At 70.3% G+C, this 13655-nt stretch carries 9 protein-coding genes; 7 read left to right on the forward strand and 2 right to left on the reverse strand.

From position 1 onward, the window contains the following. Positions 1–72: 72 nt before the first annotated feature. On the reverse strand, positions 73–3669 hold the full coding sequence (locus ACIBJB_RS20390) for a LamG-like jellyroll fold domain-containing protein (protein WP_398932690.1): 3597 nt from the start codon (positions 3667–3669) through the stop codon (positions 73–75). 392 nt (positions 3670–4061) lie between these two features. Between ACIBJB_RS20390 and ACIBJB_RS20395 the strand changes: the two genes are divergently transcribed. The 5 genes from ACIBJB_RS20395 (at position 4062) to ACIBJB_RS20415 (ending at position 10024) form a co-directional block, all read left to right on the forward strand. Then, positions 4062–5072 carry a LacI family DNA-binding transcriptional regulator gene (locus ACIBJB_RS20395; protein WP_398932387.1) on the forward strand — a complete coding sequence of 337 codons (1011 nt, stop codon included), beginning with the start codon at positions 4062–4064 and terminating at the stop codon, positions 5070–5072. Between the two features lie 132 nt (positions 5073–5204). Continuing rightward, entirely contained in the window at positions 5205–6452 is a 1248-nt protein-coding gene (locus ACIBJB_RS20400) for an extracellular solute-binding protein (protein WP_398932389.1), read from the forward strand. A 20-nt stretch (positions 6453–6472) separates the two neighbouring features. Then, positions 6473–7426 (forward strand): carbohydrate ABC transporter permease, encoded by a 954-nt coding sequence (locus ACIBJB_RS20405; RefSeq protein ID WP_398932391.1) that lies wholly within the window; start codon positions 6473–6475, stop codon positions 7424–7426. Further along, a complete protein-coding gene (locus ACIBJB_RS20410; protein ID WP_398932393.1) occupies positions 7423–8232 on the forward strand; it encodes a carbohydrate ABC transporter permease in 810 nt (269 codons plus the stop codon). The genes ACIBJB_RS20405 and ACIBJB_RS20410 overlap by 4 nt, the downstream gene beginning before the upstream one ends. A gap of 58 nt (positions 8233–8290) precedes the next feature. Then, positions 8291–10024, forward strand: a complete 1734-nt coding sequence (locus tag ACIBJB_RS20415; RefSeq protein ID WP_398932395.1) for an amylo-alpha-1,6-glucosidase — start codon at positions 8291–8293, stop codon at positions 10022–10024. A gap of 29 nt (positions 10025–10053) precedes the next feature. Here the strand turns inward: ACIBJB_RS20415 and ACIBJB_RS20420 are convergent, their stop codons facing one another. Next, on the reverse strand, positions 10054–10461 hold the full coding sequence (locus ACIBJB_RS20420) for a RidA family protein (protein WP_398932396.1): 408 nt from the start codon (positions 10459–10461) through the stop codon (positions 10054–10056). A gap of 253 nt (positions 10462–10714) precedes the next feature. Between ACIBJB_RS20420 and ACIBJB_RS20425 the strand changes: the two genes are divergently transcribed. Both ACIBJB_RS20425 and ACIBJB_RS20430 read left to right on the forward strand, forming a co-directional pair. Continuing rightward, positions 10715–11698, forward strand: coding sequence for a hypothetical protein (locus tag ACIBJB_RS20425; protein WP_398932398.1), 984 nt, complete (start codon positions 10715–10717; stop codon positions 11696–11698). 79 nt (positions 11699–11777) lie between these two features. Next, the gene (locus ACIBJB_RS20430) at positions 11778–13655 is read left to right on the forward strand and encodes an HSP90 family protein (protein WP_398932400.1); all 1878 of its coding nucleotides are present in this window, start codon (positions 11778–11780) and stop codon (positions 13653–13655) included.

Consider the following 13655-nt stretch of genomic DNA (forward strand, 5'->3'; position numbering starts at 1 on the left):
GCCGCGGCCAGTGGGTCGAACCCTGTCAGGAGGGCCGGCACCGGCGGCGTCCGAGGGCGCCGCCGGTGGTGATCACCTCTCCCGCGCGTACGGCGCCACGGTGATCCGGTCGATCAGCGGCGCGTACCGGGATCGGAGCAGTACCCCGGGGAAGGTCTCCGAGGCGTAGGTCGTGCCGTCGAAGTTCGGCAGCTCCTCGGAGCGGAAGGCGATCGTGTTCTGTCCCTTCTTCAGGGTGACGGGGACGGTCAGCTCCCAGAAGTTGTCCTGGTGGAAGCTGTGCGGGAAGCCGACGCGCCGCGTCCCGCCGCCGTTGACGGTGATGTCGGCGTGCCGGGCCAGCGGGTCCGGGTTGTAGTGGGTGGCCTCGGACTGCTCCGGGTTGGAGTAGCGGACGCGCAGCGCGTACAGACCGGCCCGGTCCGCGGTGACGGTGAACGTCGCGGTGTTGCTGTTGCCCGGGTCGCCGCCGATGCCGGTGATCGCCGTGCCGTCGGTGGCCAGGGGCAGCGGGGTGAGGGTGGCCGAGCCCGCGAGTACCGCGTCCTGGGCCTCGTACGTACGGGCCTTCAGCGCCCCCTCGGTCGGGGTGACCGTCAGACGGTCGACGAGGGTGGCCGACGAACCGCCCGTCACCGTCACCTTGTTGACGCCGCCGGAGAGGGAGACCGCGACGCTGCTCCGGCCCTTGGCCAGGCGCAGGACGTCGTGTCCGTTGACGGAGAGCCGTGCGCCGGTGCCGGCGAGGGTGTCGACCTCGAGGGTGGCCTCACGGTCGGCGGGGGAGTACACCCAGAACGTGGCGGTCTGGCCCTTGGCGAGCCGGGCCGCGCCCGAGCCCGAGCCCGGCAGGTTGTAGACGGGCTGTGCTCCACCGCCCAGCCAGGCCAGCTCCCCTTCGTGCACCTGCGTGCCGGCCGAAGCGTTCGGCAGGGCGAGGGTGAGGCGGTCGACGATGGCGTCACCCTTCGTCGCCCGCTTGCCGTCCAGGCTCTTCGCCGCGAGCGTCAGGGTGTGCTTGCCCTTGGTGAGCTTCACCTTGGTGTCGGTGTGGTCCCACACCACCCACTTGTAGCCGAGCGGCAGGTACATCTCCTGCTCGCTGTCCGCCTTGCCGTCCACCCGAAGGAAGACGTTGGTGGGGCCTTGCTCCTTCACCTTGTCGAAGGTGTTGAGGGAGTTGGCGAAGACGCTCAGGTCGTAGGTGCCGTCCTCGGGCACGTCCACCGTGAAGTCGAGCGTGACGTCCGAGCCGGTGCGCAGGCCGCCCACGTCGTAGCCGCCGGAGGTGTAGAACTTCGACACGTCGGAGGTGGAGCCCTCCGGGCCGTTCTTCGAGTAGCCGGACCCGGTGTGGGCCGCGTCCTCCGCCTCGTACGAACCCTGCCAACGCACCGGCGGCGACTGGGTCTTCGCCGCCTTCCCGGCCGGGCTGAGGACGATCTCGTACGCCGAGGACTCCTTCAGCTTCGGCAGCGCGCCGTCACCGAAGTCGACGGTGACCGTGCCGTCGTCCGCGACCTTCAGGTTCGTCTCCGTGAGCAGCTTCGGGCCGGAGGAGTCGCCGACCTGCCCGCTCCACTCGACCTCCCGCACCCAGGCGTGCACACGGTCACCGAAGAGCTTCTTCGGGACGTTCGAGAAGGTGATGTGACCCTTGCCCGTGGAGCCGCCGAAGAGCAGCCGGGCCTGCTTCTTCTTCTGGTCCAGCGTGGCCACGCCCTGCATGGTGTAGTTCTCGCCGGGGAACGGGGGCGTCACCGCCACCGTGTGCCCGCTCATCGAGGCATACGAATTCAGCAGCCACCACTGGCCGTTGCCGCGGTTGGACTGCACCGCGGAGTCGGAGAGGTTGCCGTCGATGTTCCAGTACGCGATGTCGGCGTCCACCTTGGACTCCTCGATCGCGGAGACCCACTGGATCATCTGGCCGGGAACGGAGGTGTGGTAGTTGAATGCGTACTCGTTGATGTTGATGGGGAGTTGGGTGCCCTCGCGGTCGGTGCCCTTGAACAGCTCCTTCTCCCACACCCGGTACTTGGCGACGCTCGCGCGCACCGCCTCCGGGTGGCTCAGCTCGTGCCAGGTGATGACGTCCGGGAGGGTGTCCGCGGCCAGGGCATGGGTGAGGAAGCCCTTCACCTGGTCGTACAGGATGCTGGTGTTGGGGCCGGCGATACGGGCGTCCGGCATCCTGGTCTTGATGAGCTTGTACGCGGAGTCCCAGGCGGCGAAGTAGTCGTCGGGGTCGCTCAGCCAGCTGACCTTGTTGTAGCTCCACTGGCCGGTGCCGAACATGTTGCCCTCGGGCTCGTTGAACGGCACGAAGACGATGTTGTCCTGGTACTGCTTCGGCAGCTTGAGCACCTGGTCGACCTGCTTGGCGATCTTCTCCTCATAGAGCTTGAGCTTCTCCGCGGGAGTGTCGCCAGGCCACTCGTACGGGAAGCCGCGGTGGATGTCGGTCATATAGATGTAGACATCGCCGTCGGTGGAGTCGGCGAGCGGCTTGACCACGTCCAGCGCGTCGGCGCCGGGGTGCTGCGGACCGTCCTGCGCCTTGGTGGAGACCGTGCGCAGGCCCATGCCCTCGATGAGGTTGTTGGTGGGGACGTCCGGTCCGTACACCCCGTAGAGGGTGCCGGAGGCGCCGCCGTGGAACGCGCCGGTGTCCGAACCGAGGTCGACGGTGAGCTGCCCCTCGCGGACCACGGTGACGTTCGCCCGCACCGCGCGTCCCGCCGCCGTTCCCGCCACTGTGAAGGTCCCGGGCTGGGCGTACTTCTCGGGCGGTACGGCGTCCCAGGTGACAGGCGTGTCGCGGTCGTAACCGTCGGAGAAGGTGGCGCGCACGGCCGCCGGGAGGGTCGGCGCGGTCCCGTCGGTCGTACGGACGTCGAAGGACGTCTTCGAGAGTTCCTGGAGGGTCGGCACGGCACCGACCAGGCCGGCCACCTGTTCGGCACTGAGCGCCGAGTGCCACACGGCGAAGTCGTCGACGGCACCCTTGAGCAGCGGGTCCGGATAGAGGGACTTGCCTATGTAGCCGGCGGCGGTCGCCGAGCCGCTCAGCAGGTCCTTGGCCTTGATGGCGGTCGCGGCGGAGGACACCGCCACCCCGTCGAGGTAGGTGGTGAGCCGGCCGGCGGTGGTGTCGAGGGTGACGGTGACCGTCCGCCACGCGTCCGCGGGCAGTGCCGCATAGCCGCGGACCTGGGTCTCCGCGCCGCCTCCACCGGTGGTCACGGAGGTCTGGAACAGCCCGTTGCCGTTGTACGGCGTGCTGAAGAGGTACCTGGTGGTGTCGGTCCCGAGATCGAAGATCCGCTGCCAGGACGACGTGTCCCCGCTCCACTTCACCCGGGCGGAGACCGTCAGGTCGCTTGCGTCACCGACCACTTCGCGGGGCAGACGGACGTAGGCGCCGTCGGAGGTGGGGGCCCCGCCCGGCAGGGCGAGCGCCTTGCCGCCGTCCGTGCCCGCCACGGACTGGGCCGTCGAGCCGTTCACCAGGCTCGCCGTCAGGCCGTTGCCGGAACTGTCGGTGATCTTTCCGGAGGCGAGGTCGTCCTGGTCGAAGGTGTAGCGGGCGGCGGGCCCGGGCGCCTCGGCCGCGTGCGCGGAGACGGCGGGCGCGGCCAGCAGGCCCGCGCCGAGGGCCAGCGCCATGGCGGCCGGCGCGCGGCGGCGCGTGGATCTGTCAGCGGATGACATGGATTCGTCCTCATCGTCGAGTAACGGTTTCCGTCGGCCCGTCCCAGTCGCCGTCGAATCGGTTCGGTCCAGGCAAGGTGGGGGGAGGGCGCGTGTAGGGGGATGCGGGTGCGGCGGCTCTGTGACGGCAGGTACGAGGGAGTCGCCCTGGGCGACTGTGTCGAACCGGTTCGGCGAAGCTAGCACCGGGACATCGGGCCAGCAATCCCTTCGACACGGGGAACTCGCCGTCTCTCCCACCCCGTCAGCGAATACGTTCAGGGTATTGACAGGCGTCGGGGCAGTTCCTACGTTCACTTCCACGCGAACCGGTTCGACAAGCCGGTCGCCCGTCCCAAGGAGTCGCCGTGAACATCGGTGAGATCGCCCGGCGGGCCGGTGTCTCGCGCAGCACCGTGTCCTACGCACTGAGCGGCAAGCGCCCGGTGTCCGAGGACACGCGACGGAAGATCCAGCAGGTCGTCGACGAACTGGGCTACCAGCCCAGCGCCAGCGCCCGCGCCCTGGCCAACGGGCGGACCAGCACCATCGGCCTGGTCTTTCCGCCGGCCGGGAACCACTACACGGGGATGCAGCTCGACTTCATCGGCAGCGTGGTGGAGGCCGCCGCGGCCTACGACTACGACGTACTGCTGTCGCCCAGCGGCATGGACAGCGACCGTTCCTTCCAGCGACTGCTGGGGGAGCGCAGGGTCGACGGCGCGATCCTGATGGAGATCAGGCTGGAGGACGACCGGGCCGATCACCTGGCCGCGCTCGGCTTCCCCTCCGTCGCCATCGGACGCACCGCCCACCCGGAGGACGGCTGGTACGTCGGCCTGGACCACACCGCGCTGGCGGCGGCCTGCGTCCATCACCTCGCGGACCTCGGCCACCGCCGGGTCGCCTTCGTCAACCGGCCCGAACAACTCCTGAGGACCGGGTACGAGTCCGCCCACCGCGGACTGGACGGCTTCACCAAGGCCGCGGCCGAACGCGGGCTGACGGTGCGGACGTACTGCTGCGGGGACGACGCCGCCGCGGGCCAGGCCTGTGTGGAACGGATCCTGCACGACGACCCGGCCACCACCGCCCTGGTCACCCTGAACGAGGCCGCGCTGGGCGGCCTCTACCGGGGGCTCGCCCACGCGGGCCGCCATGTGCCGCGCGACTTCTCGATCACCGGGATCGTCGCCAACCGCTGGGCGGAGACGGTGACCCCGCAGCTCACCGCGGCGGACGTACCGGCGGCCGAGATGGGCCGGCTCGCCGTCGACCTGCTGGTGGAGCGGCTGGACCACTCCGACGCGCCGCCCCGGCAGCATCTGCTCATCCCACCGATCTCGCTGCGGAGCAGCACCGGGCCCGCAGGGACCTGATCCCACTCCGCAACCACGCTCCACCGTCACACCCTCACGTCCGGACCGCCTGACGGCGCTGTTCGCCGTGCCCGCTGCTCCGCGCGACCCACCGCCGCGGCACCCGCATGCCCCGAACCGAAGGAACCCACCATGAACAGCTTCTCCAGACAGCGCCGTCTGACCGCCGCAGCCGTGACGGTCGTCGCCATGGCCGTCACGGTCACGGCCTGCGGCTCCGGCTCCGGCAGCAGCGGCACCAAGGGCGCCGACAGCGGCACGTACACCGTCTGGGACCCCTACCCGCAGTTCGCCAAGGGCTCGGCCTGGACGAACCTGCTCGACAAGTGCGGCACCGAGGCGGGCGTGAAGGTCAAGCGGACCGGCTTCGACACCAGTGACCTGACGAACAAGGCCCTGCTGGCGGCCCAGCAGGGCAACTCCCCGGACATCCTCATCGTCGACAACCCGGTCGTCTCGACCCTGGCCGAGGCGGGCGTCCTCACCACGACCGACGAGAACAAGCTGGACACCTCCAAGGTGGACCCCAACCTCCTCGCGGCCGGCCAGTCGGGCGGCAAGACCTACGGCACCCCGATCGGCGCCAACACCCTCGCGCTCTACTACAACAAGAAGGTCCTGAAGGAAGCCGGCGTGGACATCGCCTCGGTGAAGGACTGGGCGTCCCTCACGGCGGCACTGGAGAAGGTGAAGAAGGCCGGCAAGAAGGGCATCACGTTCTCCGCGATCGGCACCGAGGAGGGCAGCTTCCAGTTCCTGCCGTGGTTCTGGGGGGCGGGCGCGAAGCTGACCCAACTCGACTCCGCTCAGGGCGAGTCGGCGCTCTCCCTGTGGAAGGACTGGGTCAAGGGCGGCTACGCCCCCAACTCGGTCCTCAACAACACCCAGACGACCAGCTGGCAGGAGTTCGCCACCGGCGACTACGCCTTCGCCGAGAACGGCACCTGGCAGCTCGCCAACGCCAAGAAGGCCGGCTTCGAGTACGGCGTGCTGCCGATACCCGGCGCCTCCGGCGGCGGCGCCGCCGCACCGACCGGCGGCGAGTTCGTCACCCTCCCGGTCCAGGACGACACCGGCCGCTACGCCACCGCCCAGAAGCTGGCGACCTGCCTGACCAGCACCCAGAACCTGTACGACACCGACACCACCCTGTCCTACGTGGCCCCCACCAGCGAGGTCCAGGACAAGCAGGTGGCCGCGAACGCGGAGCTGAAGCCCTGGGTCGACGCGGTCAAGGCGGCCAAGGGACGCACCAGCGACGACCTGGGCACCAAGTACCCGAAGATCTCCGAGCAGATGTGGAAGGCCGTCCAGTCCGCGCTCAGCGGCTCGAAGTCCCCGAAGGACGCGCTGACCGACGCCCAGTCCGCCGTCAAGTGAGCGCACCCCGGGGCCAGTTGATGAGCCAGACGACACAAGTGCCGCGCCCGCGGACCGACTCCAAGGGCGCGGCCCCCGAGGCGCGGCGCCGCCCTGCCTCCCCGCAGTGGGCCGCCTGGGCCTTCCTCGCCCCGGTGACCCTGTACCTCGTCCTGTTCTACGCCTATCCGCTGTACCGCAACCTCGACCTGAGCCTGCGCCACTACACCGTGCGCTCGTTCGTGCGGGGCGACGCGCCCTTCACCGGCCTGGCGAACTACCGGACGGTCTTCGACGACCCGACCTTCGCCCCGGCCCTGCTGCACACCGTGGTGTTCACCGGCGTGTGCCTGGTCTTCCAGTACAGCATCGGCCTGGCGCTGGCCGTCTTCTTCAACCAGCACTTCCGGCTCTCCGCCACCCTGCGGGCCCTGTTCCTGGTGCCGTGGCTGCTGCCGCTGATCGTGTCGGCCTCGACCTGGTCGTGGATGCTCAACAGCGACTCCGGCATCGTCAACGCCGTGCTGCACGGCATCGGGATCGGCCCGGTGAACTGGCTGACCTCGCCGTCCTGGTCGCTGACCTCGGTGATCATCGCGAACATCTGGATCGGCGTCCCCTTCAACCTGGTCGTCCTCTACAGCGGCCTGCAGTCCATCCCCGGCAGCCTGTACGAGGCGGCCGCCCTCGACGGCGCGGGCCCCTGGCGGCGCTTCTGGAGCATCACCTTCCCGCTGCTGCGCCCGGTCTCCGCCATCACCCTGCTGCTGGGCCTGGTCTACACACTCAAGGTCTTCGACATCATCTGGATCATGACCAAGGGCGGTCCGGCCGACTCGTCCACCACCTTCGCCACCTGGTCCTACCAACTCGGCTTCGGCAACCTGCTGCCCGCCTTCGGCCCCGGCGCCGCCGTCGGCAACCTCCTCGTCGTCGCCGCCCTGGTCTTCGGCCTGGTCTACGTCCGGGTCCAGCGAAAGCAGGCGCTGTCATGAGAACCCGTCTGAAGACCGCCGTCGGCCTACTGCTGACCGCGATCATGCTCTTCCCGGTGTACTGGATGCTCAACGTGTCCCTCACCCGCGACCAGGACATGCGCAAGAGCCCACCGGACCTGTTCCCCTCCCACGTCACCCTGGAGGGTTACCGGGCCGTCGTCGACCAGCAGTTGCCCTACCTCGGCACCAGCCTCGTAATCGGCCTGGGCACCGTCGCCCTGACCGTGGCACTCGCCGCCCCCGCCGGCTACGCGCTGGCCAAGCTGCGCCCACGCGGCGGCGGAATCATGAGCTTCGTCCTGCTGGCCGCCCAGATGATCCCCGGCATCATCATGGCGATGGGCTTCTACGCCATCTACCTCCAACTCGGCCTGCTCCAGACCGTCCCCGGGCTCATCGTCGCCGACTCCACCCTGGCCGTCCCGTTCGCCGTCCTCATCTTCACCGCGTTCATGTCCGGCATCCCCGGCGAACTCCTCCAGGCCGCGAAGACGGACGGCGCGGGCCCCCTGCGCACCTTCTGGTCGGTCGTCCTGCCGATGAGCCGCAACGCCGTCGTCACGGTGTCCCTGTTCGCCTTCCTGTGGTCCTGGTCCGACTTCGTCTTCGCCAGCACCCTGGTCAACGGCGGCGCCCACGAGCCGATCACCCTGGGCATCTACCACTACATCGGCAACAACAACCAGCAGTGGAACGCCATCATGGCCACCGCCGTCGTGGCCTCCCTGCCCGCCGCGGTCATCCTCGTCCTCGCCCAGCGCTACGTCGCCGCAGGCGTGACCGCCGGAGCCGTCAAGGACTGACCTCCACGGCGCGGCCCCTCCCCCTGACGATCCCTGCTCGAGAAACGAGTGCCTTTTCATGACCGCCGACCGCTCCGGCCCGGCCTTCTCCGTCCACGACATCCCGTTCAGCACCTACGGATCCTGGTTCGGCATCTCCCCCGTGGTGGCGGAGAAGACGTACGCCGAGGACCTCCACCTCGTCTCCCACCAGAACGGCATGCACGCCGTCCTGAGCCTCGTGCCGCTCGACCCCGTGACCGGCGAGCGGGCCGAGACGCGTGTCGAGGCGACACCGGGCCTGCTCAGCTGGACCGGTACGGCCGGGCGCATCGATCTCGCCTACGAGTCGCCGGACACCGTACGACTGCGCGGTGCGGGCGTGCCGCTGCGGATCTCGGCGGCGGCCCGGACCCTGACCCCGTTCAGCGGCACGTACTTCTACCGCGAACCGGCCGCCGACGCCTACGTGTTCACGTCGTACGAGACCGGCCGGCGGTACCGTGTCTCGGTGCTCTCCGGCACGGTGGCCGCCGTGCTCGGCAGCCAGGCCCTGGGCAGCGCCGACCGCGGTGTCACCGTCGCCGACGCGGACGGCGGCTGGGAGATCGCGGTCGAGGAACTCGACACCGCCCGCCCTCCCTACGCGCCGACGGCGGCCTTCGGCAAGGTCGTCGAGGCCGCGCGGAACTCCTTCGCGGACTTCGTCGACACCGTGGCACCCTGGCGCTCGGCCGCCACCCCGGCCGCCGAACTCGCCGCCTACGTCCTCTGGTCGGCGACCGTACGCCCGGCCGGTCTGCTCACCCGGCCCGGCGTCCTGATGTCCAAGCACTGGATGGACAAGGTGTGGAGCTGGGACCACTGCTTCAACGCCCTTGCCCTGGCCCCCGGTTGCCCCGAACTGGCCCGGGACCAGTTCCAGCTGCCCTTCGACCACCAGGACGAGACCGGGGCGCTGCCCGACTCGGTCACCCACTCCGAGGTGCTCCACAACTTCGTCAAACCGCCCATCCACGGCTGGGCGTTCGGCCATCTGCGGCGCCGGCTGCCCACGCCGTTGGAGCGGGAGGAACTGACCGGGACATACGACAGGCTGGAACGCTGGACGGAGTTCTGGCTCACCGCCCGCCGTGCCCCCGGCGCCGCCCTGCCGCACTACCAGCACGGCAACGACAGCGGCTGGGACAACGCCACCACCTTCGACCCCGAACGCGTGGTCGTCACCGCGGACCTCGCCGCCTTCCTCACCCTCCAACTGCATGAACTCGCCGATCTGGCAAAGCATTTGGAGAGACCGGACGACGCCCGGCGGTGGACGCGGGCCGCCGAGGAGACGCAGCAGGCGATGCTCGACCAGCTCTGGACGGGCGACCGGTTCGTCGCCCGGGGCGTCGACACCGGCGACACCTGGGGCACCTCCAGTCTGCTCGACCTGATGCCCGTGGTGCTGGGCGAGCACCTCCCGCCCGAGATCGGCGAGGTGCTGGCCGGCCGTATCGAGGCCCATCTGACCCCGTACGGCCTGGCCACCGAGCTGCCGGCCTCGCCGCACTACCTCGCCGACGGCTACTGGCGCGGCCCGATCTGGGCCCCCGCCACGGTCCTCGTCGAGGACGGCCTGCGGCGCGGCGGCCACCACCGGCTGGCGGACGAGATCAGCGCCCGCTTCCGTGTTCTGTGCGAGGAGCACGGCTTCGCGGAGAACTTCGACGCACTGACCGGCACGGGCCTGCGCGACCGCGCCTACACGTGGACGGCGGCCGCCTACCTCCTCCTCGCCGAGGCACACGCACAACGGGAAGGCCGGTGAGACCGGTCGGGCAGGGATGAGGGACTCGCTCAGTCGAGGACCGCGGTGGCCTCGATCTCGACCAGGTGGTCGGGGACGTCCAGTGCCGCGACGCCTATCAGCGTGGCCGGCGGGGTCGGGGTGACCCCCAGCTTCGCGGCTGCCCGGGAGATCCCTTCCAGGAGCGGGGGCATCTTGTCGGGGGTCCAGTCGACGACGTAGAAGGTCAGCTTCGCCACGTCGTCGAAGGAACCGCCGGCTTCGGCCAGAGCCGTGCCGACGTTGAGGTAGGACTGCTCGACCTGCGCGGCGAGGTCGCCCTCACCGACCGTGCGGCCCTGGGCGTCCCAGGAGACCTGCCCGGCGACGAAGACCAGCTTCGTACCGGACGCGATCGACACCTGCCGGTAGACGTCGATCTCCGGCAGTCCGCCGGGATTCAGCAAGGTGATGGCCATCTTCTGTGCCTCCATCGTCGGGCGCTGCAGGCCCGTAGTCTCTTGTGGTTACTGGGAAACCGTAAGAGAGCAGCCGCTGACATGGAAGAACGCACTTTTCCGTGACCTGGTAACCCGATGGTGACCCAGCAGCTCAGCGGCCCCGGACGGAACCCGAACCGGTGAAGTGCCGGTGAAAACCCGGTGGAAGCGCTGTCAGTGGGGCCGCTTATGCTGCACCGGACGATCACGCGGGACCAGGGGAGGGCGCGGCATGTTCGGCAAGCTGTTCGGAAAGGATGCGGAGAGACCGGGGGCGAATCCGTACGCCCTGCCCGTCCCGCGCGGACAGAAGAACGGGACGTACCGGCTGCGCGCCCTGGGCGACACGCGGGTGCTCGCGCTGGTGGAGGCGGCCGACGCCGGTGACTGGGAGGCGGTCAAGGCGGCCCTGGCTCCCTTCGATCTCGGCCGTGACCACGCGGTGCTGAGCGAGCTCGCCGAGTTGGACGGCCTGCAGGACTGGATCGGGCGGGCCGTCGAGGAGGACAAGGAGCACCGGGCCACGGCCCTGCTGATATCCGGGGCGCGCCACATCAGTTGGGGCTGGGAGGCCCGCACCTCCGCACGTGCCGTGAACGTCACGCAGGAGCAGTGGCGGATCTTCCACGAGCGACTCGAGATCGCCGAGGAACAACTGCTCGAGGCCGCCGAGCTGCGGCCGGACTGGGTCACCCCGTGGCGCCGTCTGCTCACCTCCGGCCGTGGCATGTCCCTGGGCCCGGCCGTGAACGAGACCCGGTGCGACGCCGCCCTGCGCCGCGACCCGCTGGACCTGGAGACCCACATCGAGTGGGTGTCCCAGTTGCAGCCCCGGTGGGGTGGCGAGCCCGGCCAGGCCCTGACGTTCGCCCGCGAGGCCTTCGCCGGCGCGCCCGACGGGCACCGCCTCGGCTGTGTGATCGCCATGGCGCACATCGAGGAGTGGGTGGAGTCCGACAACCGTGACTGTCTGCAAGACCCGCGGATCCGGACCGAGCTGAGGGAGGCCGCGGAGCGCAGCATCCTGCACCACTCGTACGAACGCCGTCTGGGCTGGCAGGGCGACTACAACATCTTCGCCATGGCCCTTTCGCTGGCGGGCAGCAGCAAGGCCTCCAATGTCTTCCGCGAACTGGACGGTGTCTTCACCGAGTGGCCGTGGACCTTCATGGCGGACCCCCAGAAAGCCTACGCACGCTTCCGCAAGGCCTTCTGAGCCGAAGGCCGCACGGTTCCCGCCCGTCCCGGCCGGACCATCACCCACCCCCGCCGTTCTCTTCTCCCCGGACTGCCCCATGCCTCTGCGCCACGACTCCGCCGACCACGCCAGCACCGACCGCACCTTCCAGGTGGACCTGCGCGGCCTCGTCGACCTCCTCTCCCACCACCTCTACTCCAGCCCCCGCGTCTACCTGCGCGAACTCCTGCAGAACGCGGTGGACGCGCTGACCGCCCGCCACGGCCTCGAACCGGGCGCCCCCGCCGACGCCTTCGGCATTCGCCTGTACGCCGACGGTTCGGTGGTCCGCGTCGAGGACGACGGCGTCGGTCTCACCGAGGCGGACGTGCACACCTTCCTCGCCACGATCGGCCGCAGCAGCAAGCGGACGGACCAGATCGCCGAGCAACGCGCCGATTTCATCGGCCAGTTCGGCATCGGTCTGCTCTCCTGCTTCCTGGTCGCGGACGAGATCCACGTCGTGAGCCGCTCCGCCCGCACCCCCGACGCCCCCGCCGTGGAATGGCGCGGACGCGGCGACGGCAGCTACACCGTCCGCACCCTGCCCGCCTCCGCCCGCCCCCGGCCCGGCACCACCGTCACGCTGACGCCCCGCGCCGACGCGGGCGAATGGACCCGCCCGGCCCAGGTGCACGCGCTGGCCCGGCACTTCGGCTCCCTGCTGCGCCATCCGGTGACCTTCGACGACGGCACAGGCGGCACCGGCGCCCCGGGCGGGCCGGGCGCGTCCGTGGGACCACCCGTCAACCCCGAGCCCGCACCCTGGGCGCGCACCCACCCGACCCCCGGAGCCCGCTCCCGCGCCCTGGCCGCCTACGGCGAGGAGGTCTTCGGGTTCACGCCGCTGGACACCATCGAGCTGGACCTGCCGGCCGTGGGCCTCAAGGGCATCGCCTGCGTGCTGCCCGAGGCGGTACCGGCCGGGCGCCGCCACGGCCACCGCGTCCACGTCAAAGGCATGCTGCTGTCCGAGCAGGCCGAGGAGATCCTGCCCGACTGGGCGTTCTTCGTCCGCTGTGTCATCGACGCCGAGAGCCTGCGCCCGACCGCGTCCCGCGAGTCCCTGTACGAGGACGACACCCTCGCCGCCGTACGCGACGCCCTCGCCGAGCGCCTGCGCGCGTGGATCGCCCGGTCCGCCGCCAGCGATCCCGAACTGCTCGGCCGTTTCCTCCAGGTTCACCACCTGGCCGTGAAGTCGCTCGCGGTGCACGACGACGAGATCATGCGGATGCTGCTGCCCTGGCTGCCGTTCGAGACCACCGACGGACACGCCACCCTCGACGAGTTCGCGCGCACCCACCGCACCGTCCTCGTGACCTCGAGCGTGGAGGAGTTCCGCCAGGTCGCCGCGATCGCCTCGGCCGCCGGGCTCGGCGTCGTCAACGGCGGCTACACCTACGACCGCGAACTGGTCCACCGGCTGCCCGAGATCAGGCCCGAGGTCAGCGTCGCCGACCTCGACCCGGGGACCCTCACCGCCCACCTCGACCCCGTCGACCGGGAGACCGAGCTGGCCGCCGCGGCCTATCTCGCCCAGGCCCGCGACGCCCTCGCCGTCTTCGACTGCGATGTCGCGCTGCGTACCTTCCAGCCGGCCTCCGCCCCCGCCCTCCTCCTCGACAGCCGCGAGGCCCGGCACGAACGCACCCGCTCCCAGCTCGCCCGCGAGCAGCAGGGCGGCGTGTGGGGCGACATCCTCGGCGCCCTGCGCCAGGAGGCCCCGCGGGCCCAGCTGATCCTGAACCAGCTCAACCCGCTGGTGCGCACCGCGGTCACCATCGACGAGCCCGAGCTGGCCCGCACCAGCGCCGAAGCCCTCTACGGGCAGGCCGCGATGCTGTCCCGGCGCCCGCTCAGGCCCGCCGAGTCGAGCCTCATCAACCGCTCCTTCCTCGACCTCCTCGCCCACGCCCTCCGCAAGGACAGCTGA

Source organism: Streptomyces sp. NPDC050759 (assembly GCF_044456945.1).
Classification (GTDB): Bacteria; Actinomycetota; Actinomycetes; order Streptomycetales; family Streptomycetaceae; genus Streptomyces.

Coding starts and splice junctions, on each gene's coding strand:
- ACIBJB_RS20390 (WP_398932690.1), bottom strand. CDS start 3,669: ATGGCGCTGGCCCTCGGCGCGGGCCTGCTGGCCGCGCCCGCCGTCTCC.
- ACIBJB_RS20400 (WP_398932389.1), top strand. CDS start 5,205: ATGAACAGCTTCTCCAGACAGCGCCGTCTGACCGCCGCAGCCGTGACG.
- ACIBJB_RS20405 (WP_398932391.1), top strand. CDS start 6,473: ATGAGCCAGACGACACAAGTGCCGCGCCCGCGGACCGACTCCAAGGGC.
- ACIBJB_RS20410 (WP_398932393.1), top strand. CDS start 7,423: ATGAGAACCCGTCTGAAGACCGCCGTCGGCCTACTGCTGACCGCGATC.
- ACIBJB_RS20415 (WP_398932395.1), top strand. CDS start 8,291: ATGACCGCCGACCGCTCCGGCCCGGCCTTCTCCGTCCACGACATCCCG.
- ACIBJB_RS20420 (WP_398932396.1), bottom strand. CDS start 10,461: ATGGCCATCACCTTGCTGAATCCCGGCGGACTGCCGGAGATCGACGTC.
- ACIBJB_RS20425 (WP_398932398.1), top strand. CDS start 10,715: ATGTTCGGCAAGCTGTTCGGAAAGGATGCGGAGAGACCGGGGGCGAAT.
- ACIBJB_RS20430 (WP_398932400.1), top strand. CDS start 11,778: ATGCCTCTGCGCCACGACTCCGCCGACCACGCCAGCACCGACCGCACC.